We start from the raw sequence: 18,595 nt of genomic DNA, 5'->3' as shown, positions 1-18,595 counted from the left end.
TTACATGAATAATGCTACAAACAAATCGATTAATTTAATACCGATAAATGGAACAATCAATCCTCCTAAACCATAAATCAATAGGTTTCTTTTCAAAATGGCACTGGCACCGATTGGTTTATAATCAACTCCTTTTAGCGCAAGCGGAATCAATATCGGAATGATAATCGCATTGAAAATCACAGCTGATAAAATGGCACTCTCCGGACTGTGCAATCGCATAATGTTCAAACCTTCAAGAGCAGGAATTGCCGTAATGAAAAGCGCAGGAACAATCGCAAAATATTTGGCCACATCATTCGCAATTGAGAACGTGGTGAGCGTTCCTCTGGTCATCAATAATTGTTTCCCTATTTCTATGATTTCAATTAACTTGGTGGGATCATTGTCAAGATCGACCATGTTTCCGGCTTCTTTAGCCGCTTGTGTTCCGCTGTTCATGGCCACACCAACATTGGCTTGTGCCAAAGCGGGTGCATCATTAGTTCCGTCACCCATCATCGCTACTAGCTTGCCTTGTTCTTGTTCATTTTTGATGTAATTCATTTTATCTTCCGGTTTGGCTTCGGCAATAAAATCATCTACACCAGCCGCTTCAGCAATAAATTTGGCTGTCAACGGATTATCTCCGGTTACCATCACCGTTTTTACTCCCATTTTTCTCAAACGGTCAAAACGTTCTTTCATTCCCGTTTTGATAATGTCCTGCAATTCAATAACACCTTGAACCTGGCCATTTTTAACGACCACCAATGGCGTTCCACCTTTTGATGAGATATCAATCACTGCTTGTGCAATATCCTCCGGGAAAATTGTTCCCGCTTGCAGTGCAATATTTTTTGCTGCATCCTGAGCACCTTTTCTAATATCTGTTCCGTCTTTCAAAACAACACCGCTGGTCCTCGTTTCGGCAGTAAACTTGATTAAAGTGGCTCCTTCAATAGATAATTTGTTCGCTACTCCAATTCCTGCCAGCTCCACAATACTTTTGCCTTCGGGCGTGTCATCGGCAAGTGAACTTAAAACTGCTGACTTGATAAAATCGTCTTGCGAGATTCCTTTTGCTGGATAAAAATTGGTTGCTTTTCTGTTTCCAATCGTGATTGTTCCTGTTTTGTCCAAAAGCAATACATCAATATCTCCGGCAGTTTCGACCGCTTTTCCTGATTTGGTAATAACGTTAGCTCGCAAAGCCCTATCCATTCCAGCAATTCCAATGGCTGATAACAAACCACCAATTGTCGTTGGAATCAAACAAACAAAAAGAGAGATGAAGGCAGCAATGGTTATCGGAGCATTCGCATAATCGGCAAAAGGTTTCAAGGTCACACAAACAATCACGAAGATTAAAGTAAACGCTGCCAACAAAATAGTTAAGGCAATTTCATTAGGCGTTTTTTGGCGGCTTGCTCCTTCTACCAAAGCAATCATTTTATCCAGAAAACTTTCTCCTGGTTCATTAGTCACAATCACTTTGATTTTGTCTGATAATACTTTTGTTCCTCCAGTTACCGATGATTTATCACCTCCAGATTCCCGAATAACAGGAGCACTCTCACCGGTAATCGCACTTTCATCTATAGTCGCCAATCCTTCGATGATTTCACCATCAGTGGCAATTAAATCCCCTGCTTCACAGATGAAAACATCACCTTTCTTCAATTCAGAAGAACTGATATTTTTGATTTCACCATTAGCTAAAACCTGTCTAGCCGGAGTTTCTTCACGTGTTTTCCTTAAACTGTCCGCTTGTGCTTTTCCTCTGGCTTCGGCAATAGCCTCGGCAAAATTCGCAAACAAAAGCGTTGCTAACAAAATTAAAAATACTATGAAATTATAAGTAAAACTGCCTTGGTCTTGTGCTCCAAATAAAATGGCGATACACACCGCAAGCATAATAGCAGTTCCGATTTCAACGGTAAACATTACCGGATTCTTGAACATTATTTTCGGATTAAGCTTCACAAAAGACTGCACTAAAGCGTCTTTGACTTGCTTACTTTCGAATAATGAATTGGATTTATTGTTATTCATTTTTATTATTATTTTAATGTAAAGTACTCCGCTAAAGGTCCAAGTGCTAATGCCGGGAAGAAAGACAAGGCGGCAATAATGGCAATTACGGCAAAAACCATAACTCCAAAAATGGTTGTATCTGTTTTTAAAGTACCCGCACTTTCAGGAATGTATTTTTTATTGGCTAATAATCCTGCGATAGCCAAAGGCCCAATGATAGGAAGGAAACGACTCAATAACAACACGATTCCTGTGGTAATATTCCAAAAAGGATTATTGTCACCTAAACCTTCAAATCCAGAACCGTTGTTTGCAGCGCTTGAGGTATATTCGTATAACATTTCTGAAAATCCGTGGTGACCAGGATTGTTCAGCCAACCTGAAGCATTACCGCTAAACCAATATCCCATTGCAGTATCATTTGCTGCAAAATAAGAAGCCAATGCGGTGCCTGACAAGATCAATAAAGGATGAAGAATAGCAATGAAAGCAGCTATTTTGACTTCTCTAGCTTCTATTTTCTTCCCTAAAAATTCAGGTGTTCGCCCCACCATTAAACCCGAAATAAAGACGGCTAGAATGATGAAAATATAGAAGTTCAAAAATCCTACTCCGCAACCACCATAAAAGGCGTTGACCATCATAGCCAGCAATTGCATGGAACCAGAAACCGGCATCGCACTATCATGCATACTATTGACCGAACCCGTGGAAATTACCGTGGTAGCAATACTCCAAAATCCGGAAATAGCAGGACCGAAGCGAACTTCCTTACCTTCCATCGCTCCAGTTGCTTGTGTAATTCCCATTTTTTCGATCGCAGGGTTTCCGTTGAGTTCACTGACAACTGTGGGAGTCACTAAAAGTAAAAAACCAATAGTCATAACTCCAAAAACGACATAGGACAACTTTCTTTTTTTGAGGTAAAAACCCAAAGCAAAAATCATTGCAAACGGAATGATTAATTGCGCCCATAGTTCAACCGCATTGGTAAAATAAGTTGGGTTTTCTAATGGATGGGTCGAATTGGCTCCAAAAAATCCTCCGCCATTGGTTCCGATATGTTTAATACCGATAAATGCTGCGGCAGGACCGCGGGAAACTGCAACACTGTCACCCTGTAAAGTGGTGATGCTGTCTTTTCCTTCAAAAGTCATTGGTGTTCCGCTAAATAACAAAGCGATGGCTACAATTGCAGAAAGAGGCAGTAAAATACGGGTACAGCTTTTGATAAAATAATTATAGAAGTTGCCCAATTTATCAGTAGTTCTTTCTTTCATTGCAGTAAAAACCACTGCTGCGGCTGCCATCCCGACACCTGCAGAAACAAATTGCAGGAACATTAAAACCATTTGCGATAGATAGGAAAGACCTGTTTCACCGGAGTAATGCTGCAAATTGCAATTCACCACAAATGAAATAGCCGTATTGAAAGCTAAATCCGGAGACATATTGGGGTTATTATCAGGATTTAAAAATAAAGATCCTTGGAATAATAAAATGAAAAAACAAAGGAAAAACCAAACCATATTCACACTCAAAAGTGCTTTTAAGTGTTGTTTCCAGTTCATTTCTTCGGTGGCGTTTATACCACTTATTTTGAAAATAAATTTTTCAATTGGATTGAAAATCGGGTCAAGTAATGTTTGATCTCCCATAAAAACTTTAGCAATATACCTTCCTAAAGGAATAGCTAAAAGTATAGAGAGGATAAAAATACTGATGACACCAAATAATTCTGTGTTCATAAAAAATTAGTTTATTGAGTTAAAATTTTTCGGGCTTGATTAATACATAAATCAAATAGCCAAAAACGGCAAGTGCAATAATAAATAGTACTGTCATGGTTTAGATTTTTTCAAAAAATTCGACTGCTTTAAAACAAATCGCAAATAACAAAACGGCTAGTGCGATTAAAAGAATAGTTACTATCATGGATTAAAAATTAGGGTTAAACTCCGCTTGCATTAATTTGCTTAATGTATTCTGCCTTCAACGATTTTGGAAACAGATTGGAAATGTTACAGTGACGTAATTCCATAAAAGAGGAAACTGAAAAAAGATAAACATTCGAAATAGCAATTTTTGTTTCGTTGCTTCCCGTTATCAATAATTGTTCAGCAAGTGCCAAGCATTTTTTTGCTCTGGAAATATTTCCCGTAATAATTGCAGTCTTGGTGATTTCAGCAAAGCGTTCTGCTTGTTTGTAAATTGTAGTAACTTGATTTTTCATATGTATTTAATATTTGTTTTTTTTAGGAATATGGTATCGCCATTCTTCGGTTTTATTTCTAATTTGAATCATGGCGATTTCATAAGAATGTTTTTTTATGTTCTTCATCGCTTATGCCAAAATACATTCCAAAAAGTCTTCATGACCATCAAAGGCTTGTCAATTAAAACTTTGTGATTTATCTGTAAAAAAAAGCCATAAAAAAAGCCTATCAAAATGATAGGCTTTTCTCAAAATAATATGATTTTAATGAATGTTGTATTCATCTAATTTCCGATAAAGTGTTGCAATACCTATTTCAAGTAGGCGCGCTGTTTCGGCTTTGTTGCCTTTGGTATAATTCAATACTTTTTGAATATGTAATTTCTCGACACTTCCCATGGAAAAAGCGGATACTATTTTATTGACTTTGTCGGTTTGGTGTTGTATTTCGTAAGGTAGCAACTCTTGTGTTAAAAGTTCCCCATTAACCAAAATAACGGAACGTTCAATCACATTTTTAAGTTCCCGGACATTTCCCGGCCAATGATACGTTTCTAATTTATGAAGAAATTCTGGATCAACAGATAAGGATTGCTTGTTCGTTTTAACTGAAAATTGAGCTGCAAAACTATGAGCCAATGGCGCAATATCTTTTATCCTTTCTCTTAAGGGTGGAATTTTAATTTCAAAAATATTCAACCTGAAATATAGATCCAAACGAAAACGGTGTTCTTCGCTTTCGGTTTTTAAATCGCGATTGGTTGCGGCAATCAGTCTGAAATTGGACTTTCTTGGGGTAGTATCACCAATCTGAATATACTCGCTGGTTTCCAAAACCCTTAATAATTTGGCCTGTAATTCTATTGGCATTTCACCGATTTCATCCAAAAATAAGGTTCCGCCATTAGCTTCTTCAATAAATCCTTTTTTATCTTTTAAAGCACCGGTAAAAGCCCCTTGCTTGTGTCCGAATAATTCACTTTCGAGGATTTCCTTACTAAAAGTGCTACAATTCAATGCTACAAAGGACTTCCCTACCCGATTGCTATTTTCATGAATGGCTTGCGCAAAAACTTCCTTTCCTGTTCCGGTTTCACCCATTAAAAGTACGGTGGAATCTGTTTTGGATACTCTTTTAGCCAAATCAATTACCTGTTCCAATCCCTTTGACTTACCGATAATACCATCGAAGGAATATTTATCAGAGATTCTTTTTTCGAGTTGTTTGACTTTCTTTTGCAACTGCACTTTTTCCAATGCTTTGTATAACAGCGGAATGATTTTATCATTATCATCACCTTTCACGATATAATCAAAAGCCCCGTTTTTCATGGCTTGAACACCATCGGAAATTTTGCCATAAGCGGTTAACAAAATGACTTCTGTTAAAGGAAATACCAGTTTAATTTTTTGTACAAAATCAACGCCGTTGCCATCTGGAAGTTTGACGTCACAAAGAACTACATCAATATCCTTGATTTCCATTTTTTTGAAACCCGATTTTAAATCCGATGCTTCAAAAACTTCATATCCTTCTGATTTTATAATTCTAGCGAGCAGTCCGCGAAGTTTTTCTTCGTCGTCGATGATAAGGATGTTTTTCAAAATGGTAGAAATGAAATTTTATAATACAAAAATACATTTTTACTTAGTTCAAAGTACTTATTTCCGAGATAAATATTAATGTATAAAAAAACTCCTTAAATTCTTTAGGAGTTTTTGAGTTCCTTGTGAATCATGTTAGTGCAATTTAAATTCATTTGCTATTAAAATAGCAATAAGTGCTTTCTATTCTCCTCCAATAAATTAAATCCATTGCTTTTTTATAACTTTATCCTATAATGACGTTAGTACATCAAACTCTTAAAAGCCTCAACACGATACATTGTGCTGAGGCTTTTTTCTGATTTCTAGCAATGGCTGAAAAAGCTGTGTAGTGATAAAACTACAAGCACTTCCAATAACTACTACAAAAGAAACTACAGAGTCAACATACATTTGCAGTGTTCAAAAGGAACAAAAAACAAGATAAAAAAACCCAAATCTATACTATCATGAAAAAACAAATCGTTATCGCAACATTAGCTCTTGCAGCATTCGTATTAGGAACTACTACTATTCAAGCTCAAGCTACTACATCTACAACAGTAAACATTAAATTATCCGACGTTATTTCAATCGATGCAGGAAGTGTTGCTACAAACGGAATTGTAGGTTTCAATTACGCTACTTCAACGGATTATAATTCCCCTCAAAATGTAACGGTAGCCAATAGTTTAATTGTAACTTCATCTAACAATTTTAATGTTAAGGTAAAAGCTGAAGGCGCAAACTTCATGAATGGTTCAAATGTTATTCCAGTAGACGTATTACAAGTAAAAGCAGTAGCTGCTGGAGGAACAATGGTTGGAACTTTTAAAACTATCGCTTTATCTGCAACTGATCAAGAATTAGTTTCTAACGCAACTTTAGGTGCTAAAAAGTCTTTAAGCATTGACTACTCTATTTCTGCTGATAAAGCATCTACGGTGCTTTTAGGAAAAGAGCCTGGAACTTATACTCAAAAAGTAATATATACCGCAACGGCAATATAATCTACAATCAAAACATAAATTTTCACAAAAGCCTCAACACGATACATTGTGTTGAGGCTTTTTTATGTTTTCTAACATTGAATAAAAAAGCGCTGTAGTGATAAAACTACAGGCACTTCCAATAACTACTACAAAAGAAACTTCAGAGTCAACATACATTTGCAGTGTTCAAAAGGAACAAAAAACAAGATAAAAAAACCCAAATCTATACTATCATGAAAAAACAAATCGTTATCGCAACATTAGCTCTTGCAGCATTCGTATTAGGAACTAACACCATTCAAGCTCAAACTACTGCATCTACAACAGTAAACATTATATTATCCGACATTATTTCAATCGATGCAGGGAGTGTTGCTACGAACGGAATTGTAGGTTTCAATTACGCAACTTCAACGGATTATAATTCCCCTCAAAATGTAACGGTAGCCAATAGTTTAATTGTATCTTCATCTAACAATTTTAATGTTAAGGTAAAAGCTGAAGGCGCAAACTTCATGAATGGTTCCAATGTTATTCCAGTAGACGTATTACAAGTAAAAGCAGTACCTGCCGGAGGAACAATGGTTGGAACTTTTAAAACTATCGCTTTATCTGCAACTGATCAAGAATTAGTTTCTAACGCGACTTTAGGAGCTAAAAAGTCTTTAAGTATTGATTACTCTATTTCTGCTGATAAAGCATCTACGGTGCTTTTAGGAAAAGAGCCTGGAACCTATACTCAAAAAGTAACCTATACCGCAACGGCAATATAATCTGTAAGCAAAACATAAATTTTCACAAAAGCTTTCAACACGATACATTGTGTTGAAAGCTTTTTCTTTTATATGATAACTGTGGGGGTTAAACTAGAATCCGTTCTATATAATACTACATAATTACTTTTAAAACGTATTTACATTTGTAGTGATTAAAAGAGCAAACAAATTTACATTACCATGAATAAACAATTCATAATCGTTGCAATAAATTAGGCAACGTTCATTTTAGGAACTAAGAGTATATAAGAGCAAACATAACAAAACGGCGAATACTAGTTCTAGATGACGTCATTTCGATTGACTTTGCAGTGGCTGTGTATATATCAATAGATTTTAAGTGTCAGTTATTCAATTTCTGCTCAAAAAATAGCAACTGTACTTCTTGATAAACCTGTAGGAACTTACGCGTAGAACGCAACTTGTACTGCAACAGCTATTTAGATTGTATTTAAGGTAGATTACTTATTATTTTCTAAATTATCACACTGTGAATTAGGAGATTAATTAAATTATGCATATTTTAGTAATCAATTCACTTTACATTACTCCGGTATCAAAGTAAACACAGTTTCAATTTGTAGAATCACCCAAAACGCCACGACAATTATGAAAAACGATTTGATTGTCCAACTAACAAACTTCCAAAAAAGTTTATCTGTAACGATAGCGTTAAAAACTATCGGAACAAGAATTTTATTAATTATCACACTATTTTTAGCTGCTACTTTTGCTCAGGCCCAAGAAGCATCAACCTCCGTAAATATAAATCTTATGGATGTTTTATCAATAGATACCGAAAGTGCTGCCAATGGAGGAACTGTTGATTTTAGATATGAAACGGTGGAAGATTATAATTCTCAAAAGACCACAACTATTCCAAAAAGTCTTGTTGTTACTTTTAGTAAAGCTTTTGATGTTAAAGTAAAGGCTAATGGAGAATATTTTATAAATGGCAGCAACTTAATTCCAATTAATGTCATCACTATACAAAGAAATCAATCGTCTACATTAGCAGGCAGATCGGCTCCTGTCGTGCTATCTACAAAAGATCAAGTACTAGTAGGTGGTGCTGCTTTAGGCAGTAAATTACAGTTGGATTTGGATTATATAATTCCACAATCAAAATCATCTTCGAATGATATCTTAGGAAAACCTTCAGGAACTTATACTCAAACTGTGACTTATACCGCCAGTGCATTATAATTTATTTTTACAAAAAAGTACATTCAATTACCTACTTAATTAATCTTGCAACATAACAATTTAAACCCCAACGTACAAATGTACAAGTACTTAAATTTTGCCTTAACATTTATATTTTTACAGCTATTTACACCATTTGGATTTGCACAAGGGGTATCAATGTCTCCAACACGCTTATTCTTTACAGGAAAACCTGGTGAAGTTGTAAGTCAAAATGTAGTAATGCATAACGGCTCTGAGAATGATTACATATTTAATATTAACCTTAAGGATTGGAAACGCGAAGAAGATGGCACGAAAGTATATTTTGAACCAGGGATTTTGAAACAATCTAGTTCAGCTTGGATTTCAACTTTAGAAACTAATATTAATTTACCGGCTAAATCAACACAAGAAGTTTTGGTAACCATGAGGATTCCTGCAGATGCGTCCACTGTAGAAATTTCAAATTCAATGTTGTTTTTCACACAAATTGGAAAGCAAAAAGATGAATTAAAGTTAGATAAAGGAATTGGAATTATAGCTTTATTTGAATTTGGACTGCATGTTTATTACACACCTCCCGAGAGTAAAACGATAAGTCTGGATATTATAAGTATTGAAACATTGCCCAAACAAGCCGACAATTCTCAAGCGGTAGCCATTCGTCTTTTTAATGATGGTACTGTTGTCAACGACGCTTCAGTAGAATTGGAGTTGACAAATACGATTTCTGGTGAAGAAATTAAATTAATGCCAATAAACATATCGATGATGCCGGGGACACACCAAACCATCACTCATAGATTACCAGAACACTTAAAAGGTAAATATTCAGGTGTTGTCATTGTCAAAATGGCGGGATCTAATGATTTGCGAGTAGGTGAAAAAGATTTTGAGTTTTAAATTTTTTAGTTGAAAATCTTACAGTATATGCACTTTTTTGTTCTTACAAAAACTACCCTTCTATTTTTTATTCTGTTCCTATTTGTTTCAAATACATATGGTCAAACTACTGTTGAGGATATCGAATTTTACTTTGAAACCGATACAATTCAGGTTACACAAGGCAAAACATTTAATAACTTTCTAATTATAAAAAACCCAACAGATCGTAAATTGACTATTAAAAGTTTGATAGCAAGCGAAAATTACCCTGGAATACTACTTTTGCCTAAAATGCCATCGGATATTGTTCCTGGTGGTCAAGAAAAAGTTTTTGTTAAATTTATTGCAAGTACAGCGTTTCTGAAATTGAAATCTGATGCGATCATTTTCGAATTAGTGTCTGCTTTAGAAGGCGGTAAACAAACAACTGAAAAAGCTGCTTTTTATAGACAAAGAAATGAGGACGAAGATGTAGTTGTATATCCTATTGCCAACGAAAATTTTATTGATCCTTTACTTGCCGAGTCTAGTATTTCTCTGTTTGTAGAAAATACAGGATATGGAAGCCGTTCAATGCAATTGCAGTTTGAGTCCGATTTTGCAGGGTTGAAGGTAATGCCCAGGCAAGTCCTCGTAAATCTAGAAGGTAAAGAAAAACAATTGATCGAACTAAAACTTTCTATGCGTCAGCAAAACATGTATTTTCCTAATTACAACATTCAAGTTAAAGCTATAGACTTAAAAAATAACAAAATAGTGAATGTGAATAATGTAAAGGTGATGGTATTATCCAATAGCACTCAGGTTATGCGCAATTCAAGCATTGCCACCGACAAAAACTATATGGAAATGACTTATAACCAATTAAGCAATGGATTTGATTATACGCAATTCAAGGCTAATTCAGAATTAAAACTAGGTAATGAAATTCGTAGTACTTTTAATACTGCGATTGATTATTATAATAATGACAATACTTTCAGTGTCTATAGCACCTATCTTGATTTAGAACGCAAAGGTTCATCTTTAAGATTAGGAAATATTTATGGAAATGATTATGATTATTCTGTTTTTGGACGAGGGGCAAAAGTTGTGGGAAACTTAGGTTCTAATAGAAATATTGAAGCCCTGGCCATTGATAAAAATTACAATATTTATAGTAATTATACAACTGAATTACAAAGTTCAAAAACCATTGCAACAAAATATAGTTTTGGAGAATTTAAGGCGTTCAACGGGAAAGTATCTTATCTTTTTGATCATGATCCTCGATTATCTATAGATTCTCACATAACCCATTTTAGTTCTGCTTTTCAAGTCGCTAAAAATCATAGTTTTCGAGTAGAAGCTGGCGCGAGCCATGAAGAAAGCTCAGTTAATAATACCAAACAAGATGGATTTATGTCCAGTATTAATTATGATTATAGAAACAAGCATTGGGATTTAAATTCACTTAACAATTTTGCTTCTAGTAATTATGTTGGAATGAATAGAGGCTCTTTTAATTTATACCAAAATATTGGCTATCGCTTAACAGATAGTCAGCGTTTGTTTTTACAATATCAAAATTCCCAATCAAAACCAGAATACCTGTACAATCAGTTTGTTCCGGATTATACTGGACAAGGTTTTGTTAATTCTTATAGTTTTTACAGTACACACGCTCTGAAATCCGGAATTCAAATTTCGAAAAAAAATTGGAATTTCACTTTTTCTCCACAAGTAGAAAAGCAAAAAAACATTAATAATTATATGAATGAGGGTTTACTTTCCTACCGTTTTCGTGCCGATATGGGTACTTCTTTTAAATCACATAAAATAAACCTGACTGGAGAGTATTCTTATTCTGAGTCTTCAAAAAAAATGTATCGATTTTCAAGTTTTAAAACCATGTTAAGCTACAGTTTCAAAAACTTTTCTATGAATGGAACCGCTCAGTACAATCCGAATACAATTTATGATTTGAATTATTTTTCTGAGACAACTAAAAACTTCATTAATTACAATGTGTATTCTTCATATAATTTTAAGGCACTGCAAAACAAAATAACAGGCTATTTATCTGCCGGAGTAAATTATTCCGAGCTTTACAACAATATAAATCAAAACGTTAATGCCAATTTAGAATATAGAATTGCACAAAGTTGGGCTGGTATGGCCTACGCTAACTATTCTAATTATGAGTCCTTAATAGCAAATAGTTTTAAAGGAGAGAATTATCAATTTAAAATTGGAATTAAAAAATACTTTTCCAATGGAGATTCTGGAGCTTATCACACAGTTAATTTACAATTTTTTCAAGATAAAAACTTAAATGGTATTTTAGATAAAGGCGAATCTTTAATGGCTAACGAAATTGTCAAATTAGATACTTACATTGCTAAAACCGATAAAAATGGTAAAGTAAGTTTTAAAAATGTTCCAAATGGAAGTTACAAATTGAGAGTTAACGAAAGTATAGGCGTTCGTTTAATGCAAGATCCTGCTATTTTGGTTAGTAAAAGTATGAACTTAAAGATAGGATTAGGGAAAAACAATAAAGTAAAAGGCAAACTTGCAGAGGTGAAACAAACGTATGACGATTTGGAATCCGATGTTAGAGGAATCGTTGTTTATGCTGAAGACGAGCAGGGCCAGAAAGCCTATACTGCTGTGGATCAAAATAATGAATTTGAGTTTTTTCTAAAAAATGGAACCTACCGTATTTTCATCGAAAACAACACGTACGAATATGTTAAATCGTCACAAATTATACAACTTGACAACGCGGATTATTCTGAAACCTTACTTTTTAAATATATGAAGAAAGATAGGCAGATTAAAGTCAAAAAATTTTAAATAAAATAGTATGAAAATATTTTGTAAGTTTCTTTTAGCACTACTCTTTCTACTTAAAAATGCAAATCCTACCTATGCCCAAGAGGTGTACATCAACCTTCCAACATCTTTTATTTTTAATAGATCTGAGTTTGCAACTGTCCAAAATGTTATGAATACACAGCGTAATACTTCGTGGCGATTTTCCGATAGAGATCCCAGTATCAGATCTAACTCTGGTAATTTTTTTTCGCATACTAGTTTGAATTCAGTCTTTTTACCTACCTCGGTTTTACAATGGCAATTAGCTAGTATTGGAGGAAAAATACCTATATTTAGTAATTACGATATCCTGCCTGGTTATCAATGGTTTACTTCCTCGAACCAAGTTTGGTACAGACCTTATTTTTTCTCATATTACAATGCAGGAAACGTAGACTTTAGTTTTCGCATACCGTCCAGTCAGATTCAAGCGAATGCATTCTATGCAGGAACCTATAAATTACAGGTCACGCAAGATTATGGTCCTAGCTGGTTTTTTTCAGGCTTCACTCCAGAAAATTTTAATGTGCTTATTTCTGTCCCAGAAGATATCAGATGGCTTACAAGTTCCAATACAAAATATGTAATAGTAAACTCTTTAAATCAATTCCGTTCTAGTGGTTCATCATTACAAATAAATTTGGATCCAATGGAGGTTGGTCATACGCTGCCTTTTAATTTATTTGCAAAAAGCGATAAAAAAGAGGTTCTATTTAAATCCTTAAATGGCAAGGATAGAAAAATTAATGTTTCAGTGGTGAAACTCGGCAGCACCAATTCTAAACTAAATACCTTACCATTAGAAAAAAATTGGAAAAATCATTCCACAGCTGGAGAATTTACAGTGGAGCCTGGCAACAGGAGTAATTTAAACCTACAACTGTCAATTACGAGTGAAGATTTTAAAAATTACTTTTTTGAGGCAGGCACTTATACTTTCCAAGTTGATTTAGAAGCAAGAAGCACCAACGGCTCTAAAGATTCGGATCAAGAAATAGATGTAACTATAGTAGTTCCTATATTATCTGAAATCACTATTCCTGGCGGCAATAACGAAGTTAATTTTAACTTCAATACTATGCAGCACTACAATGAGGGACAAAGTAAGAGCATTCCGAATCAATTACGAGTATCTAACAATGAAAACTATGAACTATACGTAAAATCAAATTCGAACTACTTTAATTCCAACGGCATTCAATCAAATATAAACGCATCCATACTTGAAATTGGTATCGAGGGGAATTCCCAAAAGGTAACGCTGTCTACTAATTCACAAAAATTAATGAGTAACGGTGCTCCGGCAATAGACAAAAATTTAAATATAAATTATACTATTTCACCAAATGCAGCACAATCCTTAATACCAAAAGAAAAGAAAACGTACAGTATAAATGTGGTTTATAGTTTTACTGCCCTGTAATCAATACTTTTACATCATGAAAAAAACACAAAATTCCGATAACATAAATATGAAAAATACAATGCATAAATTGCAAGTGTTTCAAAATCGATATGGAGAAGCTTTTGATTTTTTGATTTGTTCAATCGTTACCATAACAGATATTGCACTATGCACCGTCACTCTATTTAATGAAGACAAGGCATATCTTATAGCAAGTAATGACCATACGTTACAGAAAACATGGCCTTTGCGAGAAAAAGTTCATTTATTTGCAGACGACCAAAATCAAATGCTTACTACTCATGAGGCAAACCATTTAGACATAAAATTTAGTGCGTCGTTTCCTATTACTGACTCGAATAATATTATTATAGGAAGTTTAAATATTTTTGACACAAAAGAACGAGTGCTTTCCGCTGAGCACACTATTTATCTTAAAAAAGCGATCGAGCAGTTGAATCGCTGGGTGAAAATAAAAGAAAAAGAACAACGCTTAGCCAATCAGGATCACCTCTTTGAGTTTTCGGATGATTTGATCGGCATATTTTCTATTGATGGAAAATTTATAAAAATCAATCCAGCGTTTGAAAAAACACTAGGATGGACAGACAAGGAATTTACTCAGTCTAATTTCATTGATTTTGTTCATCCAGATGACCGGCAGAAAACGGTAAATGCTCTAAACGCGCTTATCAAGGGCGAAAGTATTCGTAATTTCACCAACAGGTACATTACTAAATTAAATACTATAAAATCGATCGAATGGACAAGTTCGCCGGATCTTGACTCTAATCAAATATACACAATTGGACGGGATGTCACTGAGTATGTCGAAAAAGAAAAACAACTCATTCAAAGCGAATTAAAATTCAGAAAGGTATTTGAAAATGTAAGTGGTATTCTCAGTGTTTTTGACTTAGAAGGAAATTTTATTGACGTAAATAAGGCGGGATTAATTGCTTCCGGATTTTCTAAAGAAGAAATGAGAAACTCATCCATTTTTGATATTATAGAACCACAAAGACACAACAGAATCGCATTGTTTTTAAAAGAAATAAAAAAGCAAGGTTTTGCTAATGGCGAGATGGAAATCATTAAAAAAGATGGCAGTCAATTGACATGGTATTTTATGTGTTCGTTGGATGAAGATCAGGATGGTAATAAACAAATTTTTTCTAATGTAATCGATATTACAGAACGAAAACAAATGGTTGATGAACTAAAAAAAGCAAAGGAAGTTGCGGAAGAAGCATATCTAGCTAAATCCGAATTTGTTGCTAACATGAGTCACGAAATTCGCACACCCCTCAACGGAATCATCGGATTTACAGAACTTACGTTAGCAACCAACTTAGACGAAACCCAAAAACAATACTTAAAAATTATAAATCAATCGGGGATCTCACTCTACAGCATCATTAATGACATTTTAGATTTTTCAAAAATGGAGAAAAATCAAGTAAAATTAGATATTGACAAGATTGATGTTGAAGAAGTTATATCAGAAGCGTTTAATATTGTCTCCTATAGTGTGAACAAGAAAGGGCTTGAAATGTTAATTGATATTGATCAAAATGCACCACGATACATTTGGGGTGATGGTATGCGTCTCAAACAAATCTTCGTCAATTTGCTAAGTAACGCTCTTAAATTCACTGAAAAAGGGGAAATAAAAGTTTATATAAAAGTTCTAAAAGATTACGGGGGTAATAAAATGCGATTACGTTTCGGAGTTCGTGATACAGGAATAGGAATCCATAAAGACAAACAACAAGAAATTTTTAACGAGTTTTGTCAAGAGGATGCTAGTATTACCAAAAGATTTGGTGGTACTGGTTTAGGATTAACAATTTCTAATAAATTATTAGCATTGTCTAATAGCGCTTTGCAACTGGAAAGTGAACAAGGCAAAGGAAGTCACTTCTTTTTTGACAATGATTTTGATACCGAAACGGAAGAATCTGATATGGCACTTGAAGGTATTAAAAGTGTTCTAATTGTTGATGATAATGATAATAACAGAATGATTCTTAGAAGAATGTTAGAAATTAAAGGTATAGCAGTTACTGAAGTTGATAGTGGCTTAAAAGCTTTACTTACCATAATAGAACACAATAAATTTGATGTTATTATTATGGATTATCACATGCCAGTAATGGATGGTATTGAAACGATCAGAAAAATTAAAGATTTGAATAAAAAAGCTCCATTTATTGTATTGTATAGCTCTTCTGATGATGAAACCTTACAAAAAGCGTGCGTAGAACTCGAAGTAGATAATAGGTTAGTTAAACCAATCCGAATGAATTCGATGTACAAGATCTTATCTAAACTTAAAAATGACATAAAAACTCAGCCTGAGAAGATTGACATAGCAAAAATCTATTCAGAAGATATCAATTATAGCATAAAAATATTAGTCGCAGAAGATAATCCTATTAATATGTTTTTGACAAAAAGCTATCTCAATGAGATCATTCCAAACTCTCACATCATTGAAGCTTCAAATGGAAATGAGGCCATAGAACAATATAAAAGAGAAAAACCCAATCTTATTTTTATGGATATTAGAATGCCCGAATTAAATGGAATTGAGGCAACAAAAATAATCAGAAGTTTAGAAAGAGATATTGAGATTCCCATCATTGCATTAACAGCAGGAAGTTTACCCGGTGAGAAAGAAAAATGTGTGCAAGCAGGTATGAATGATTTTCTGGCTAAACCATTATTAAAACTGACTATGGCAAATATGCTTAAGAAATGGATTGGTGACGAGAAAAAAAACTAGATCACCACTTTTACAAATTAACAAAAAACAGGTACAAAAATAACATCTGATGAAAGATAAACTGGAAACATTGCAGCTGGAAAACCAAAGACTTAAAAATGAAAATAATCTTTTAACAAATTGGATGTCTCTTATTTCTCACGATACTAAGCAAATATTTGGAAATATTAAATGGATAATTGAAGCTTACGAGGACAACATGATTAATAAAGATGATTTTTTTAAGTTGTTACCACAAATTAAAAAAGACGCTATAAAAAATTTCAGTACTGCTCAGGAGACCGGTGAATGGCTAAAAACTCAGTATGGTGATTTTAGTCCCAGACAAGATGTTTTAAATGGTTTTGATTTATATGAGCACATTAAAAAAGAACATGAAATTAAACTCCTAAATAAAGATTTATCCTTTGAATTTAGTGGAGATCCTGATCTTTTTTTAATAACGGATAGGATTTTATTACTATTTATTCTAACAAAAATAGTAGATAATGCTATAAAATATTCGCATAAAGAGAGTAAAATACTATTTAGCATTTCAAAAAACAGTACCAATTATATCCTATCGATTATTGACTATGGTATAGGAATCAAAGAAAACAATCTAAGTTCGATTTACTCTTTCGAAAATTCAGTCTATGAGGGGACATCTGGCGAAATAGGTGTGGGGTTAAGTTTGAAGATTGTGCAAAGTTTTGTATCTTTGTTGCACGGTAATATAGAACTCAAATCTTTTGAAGATCAAGGAACAACAGTGTCTATTTACCTCCCCCAAATCTATAAATAACAAAATATGCAAAATGGTGATCGCATTTTAGTTGCGGATGATCATGAAATTGTGCGCATGAGCTTAATTCGGATGATCAAACAACTGAAACCTCAAGCACATTTAAAAGAAGTAAATGATTTTAAAACATTATACAGCGCAGTTTCAAAAGATCCTTATGATTTAGTCATTTTAGATGTTAATATGCCCAACGGTTCTTTTCAAGAAGCCGTCAGTTTCATAAAGCTAAAACAACCAGATATTAAAATTCTTGTTTTCTCTTCACAGGACGAGCATATTTATGCAATACGATATTTAAAGATAGGAGCTGATGGATATTTGACTAAGGAATCTTCAATGGCTAAAATTGATCAGGCTTTGAATGCTATGCTTACTTCTGGAAGATTTATCTCTGAAGAAGTGAAAGATGCGATGATTTCAGATTCATTAAAAGGAACTTCACAAGTTACACCTATAGCTTCTTTATCGAACCGGGAATTACAGATTGCAAATAAGTTAGTCGAAGGTATTCCTCTCAAGGAGCTTTCTCACACTTTGAATCTGCATTCATCCACAATTAGCACATACAAAAATAGATTGTTCGAAAAATTAAATATACAGTCCATACCAGAACTTGTAGAAATTCTAAGACTTTACAAAGAGTAGAACCTCTGGCTTCTAATTGATATTAAATCGGTAATCAGCATAATTTTTAAGAAGTATTAACTGTTATATATACAGTTATATGTAAATAAAAAAGACAAATCAGAAATTTTCAGGTTTGTCTTTTTTTTGATCCTTATGAAGCTCTAGAGTTCATACCTAAAAATGAACCTAGAAGAGAAGACCTTTGGAGTTTAAAACAGGAAAATGCAAAAAAAGCAATCTTATACATTAGAATTCCAGTTCAAGGCTTTATAACTATGTACTGCACACTGAAACTCGATACGGGCTGCTCAGTAACTGGCTAGAAATGCGGAAAATATGAGGAGATAAAAAAAAACAAGTTGACGATAGAAGGCTCGTCAATAAAGTGCAACACACTACATGCAATAAACACCTAGTACTAAAAAAGCTGAGAAAGGAACTTTCAGAAGTAAAGCTGGAAAGGGAGATATTGGAGA

The 18,595-nt window shown here is 34.0% G+C and carries 14 protein-coding genes; 9 read left to right on the top strand and 5 right to left on the bottom strand.

The annotated features are described in order from the left end of the window. The 5 genes from kdpB to BMX64_RS06650 all read right to left on the bottom strand — a co-directional run bounded on the left by kdpB (position 1) and on the right by BMX64_RS06650 (position 5,839). Positions 1-2,034, bottom strand: a complete 2,034-nt coding sequence (kdpB, locus tag BMX64_RS06670) for a potassium-transporting ATPase subunit KdpB (RefSeq protein ID WP_091168825.1) — start codon at positions 2,032-2,034, stop codon at positions 1-3. A gap of 8 nt (positions 2,035-2,042) precedes the next feature. Further along, positions 2,043-3,764: a potassium-transporting ATPase subunit KdpA gene (kdpA, locus tag BMX64_RS06665; RefSeq protein WP_091168823.1), complete on the bottom strand. Its 1,722-nt coding sequence runs from the start codon at positions 3,762-3,764 to the stop codon at positions 2,043-2,045. A gap of 19 nt (positions 3,765-3,783) precedes the next feature. Next, complete coding sequence (kdpF, locus tag BMX64_RS06660) at positions 3,784-3,861, bottom strand: K(+)-transporting ATPase subunit F (protein ID WP_091169075.1); 78 nt, start codon at positions 3,859-3,861, stop codon at positions 3,784-3,786. A gap of 106 nt (positions 3,862-3,967) precedes the next feature. Further along, on the bottom strand, positions 3,968-4,249 hold the full coding sequence (locus tag BMX64_RS06655; protein ID WP_091168820.1) for a DUF7674 family protein: 282 nt from the start codon (positions 4,247-4,249) through the stop codon (positions 3,968-3,970). Between the two features lie 246 nt (positions 4,250-4,495). Continuing rightward, positions 4,496-5,839, bottom strand: a complete 1,344-nt coding sequence (locus BMX64_RS06650; RefSeq protein WP_167543035.1) for a sigma-54-dependent transcriptional regulator — start codon at positions 5,837-5,839, stop codon at positions 4,496-4,498. 446 nt (positions 5,840-6,285) lie between these two features. Between BMX64_RS06650 and BMX64_RS06645 the strand changes: the two genes are divergently transcribed. From BMX64_RS06645 to BMX64_RS06605, 9 genes are all read left to right on the top strand, one after another. Continuing rightward, on the top strand, positions 6,286-6,825 hold the full coding sequence (locus BMX64_RS06645; protein ID WP_091169071.1) for a peptidoglycan-binding protein LysM: 540 nt from the start codon (positions 6,286-6,288) through the stop codon (positions 6,823-6,825). A 215-nt stretch (positions 6,826-7,040) separates the two neighbouring features. Continuing rightward, positions 7,041-7,580 (top strand): peptidoglycan-binding protein LysM, encoded by a 540-nt coding sequence (locus BMX64_RS06640; RefSeq protein WP_091169068.1) that lies wholly within the window; start codon positions 7,041-7,043, stop codon positions 7,578-7,580. A 612-nt stretch (positions 7,581-8,192) separates the two neighbouring features. Beyond that, entirely contained in the window at positions 8,193-8,789 is a 597-nt protein-coding gene (locus BMX64_RS06635; RefSeq protein WP_244273250.1) for a peptidoglycan-binding protein LysM, read from the top strand. A gap of 78 nt (positions 8,790-8,867) precedes the next feature. After that, the gene (locus BMX64_RS06630; RefSeq protein WP_244273248.1) at positions 8,868-9,674 is read left to right on the top strand and encodes a COG1470 family protein; all 807 of its coding nucleotides are present in this window, start codon (positions 8,868-8,870) and stop codon (positions 9,672-9,674) included. A 27-nt stretch (positions 9,675-9,701) separates the two neighbouring features. Beyond that, entirely contained in the window at positions 9,702-12,494 is a 2,793-nt protein-coding gene (locus tag BMX64_RS06625) for a hypothetical protein (protein WP_091168806.1), read from the top strand. Between the two features lie 10 nt (positions 12,495-12,504). After that, positions 12,505-13,938: a hypothetical protein gene (locus BMX64_RS06620; protein ID WP_143056058.1), complete on the top strand. Its 1,434-nt coding sequence runs from the start codon at positions 12,505-12,507 to the stop codon at positions 13,936-13,938. Between the two features lie 16 nt (positions 13,939-13,954). Further along, positions 13,955-16,708 carry a PAS domain-containing hybrid sensor histidine kinase/response regulator gene (locus BMX64_RS06615; protein WP_244273246.1) on the top strand — a complete coding sequence of 918 codons (2,754 nt, stop codon included), beginning with the start codon at positions 13,955-13,957 and terminating at the stop codon, positions 16,706-16,708. Between the two features lie 49 nt (positions 16,709-16,757). Beyond that, positions 16,758-17,492, top strand: coding sequence for a sensor histidine kinase (locus BMX64_RS06610; protein WP_091168799.1), 735 nt, complete (start codon positions 16,758-16,760; stop codon positions 17,490-17,492). 6 nt (positions 17,493-17,498) lie between these two features. Then, a complete protein-coding gene (locus BMX64_RS06605) occupies positions 17,499-18,137 on the top strand; it encodes a response regulator (protein WP_091168796.1) in 639 nt (212 codons plus the stop codon). Positions 18,138-18,595: the final 458 nt, after the last annotated feature.

It is taken from the genome of Flavobacterium sinopsychrotolerans (assembly GCF_900110375.1).
In the GTDB taxonomy this organism is placed as follows: domain Bacteria; phylum Bacteroidota; class Bacteroidia; order Flavobacteriales; family Flavobacteriaceae; genus Flavobacterium; species Flavobacterium sinopsychrotolerans.
This window is presented reverse-complemented; position numbering and strand designations above follow the sequence as displayed.

Bases quoted from the DNA above. Each gene is read 5' to 3' on its own strand.
- kdpB (WP_091168825.1), bottom strand. From the start codon at position 2,034: ATGAATAACAATAAATCCAATTCATTATTCGAAAGTAAGCAAGTCAAA.
- kdpA (WP_091168823.1), bottom strand. From the start codon at position 3,764: ATGAACACAGAATTATTTGGTGTCATCAGTATTTTTATCCTCTCTATA.
- kdpF (WP_091169075.1), bottom strand. From the start codon at position 3,861: ATGACAGTACTATTTATTATTGCACTTGCCGTTTTTGGCTATTTGATT.
- BMX64_RS06655 (WP_091168820.1), bottom strand. From the start codon at position 4,249: ATGAAAAATCAAGTTACTACAATTTACAAACAAGCAGAACGCTTTGCT.
- BMX64_RS06645 (WP_091169071.1), top strand. From the start codon at position 6,286: ATGAAAAAACAAATCGTTATCGCAACATTAGCTCTTGCAGCATTCGTA.
- BMX64_RS06640 (WP_091169068.1), top strand. From the start codon at position 7,041: ATGAAAAAACAAATCGTTATCGCAACATTAGCTCTTGCAGCATTCGTA.
- BMX64_RS06635 (WP_244273250.1), top strand. From the start codon at position 8,193: ATGAAAAACGATTTGATTGTCCAACTAACAAACTTCCAAAAAAGTTTA.
- BMX64_RS06630 (WP_244273248.1), top strand. From the start codon at position 8,868: ATGTACAAGTACTTAAATTTTGCCTTAACATTTATATTTTTACAGCTA.
- BMX64_RS06625 (WP_091168806.1), top strand. From the start codon at position 9,702: ATGCACTTTTTTGTTCTTACAAAAACTACCCTTCTATTTTTTATTCTG.
- BMX64_RS06620 (WP_143056058.1), top strand. From the start codon at position 12,505: ATGAAAATATTTTGTAAGTTTCTTTTAGCACTACTCTTTCTACTTAAA.
- BMX64_RS06615 (WP_244273246.1), top strand. From the start codon at position 13,955: ATGAAAAAAACACAAAATTCCGATAACATAAATATGAAAAATACAATG.
- BMX64_RS06610 (WP_091168799.1), top strand. From the start codon at position 16,758: ATGAAAGATAAACTGGAAACATTGCAGCTGGAAAACCAAAGACTTAAA.
- BMX64_RS06605 (WP_091168796.1), top strand. From the start codon at position 17,499: ATGCAAAATGGTGATCGCATTTTAGTTGCGGATGATCATGAAATTGTG.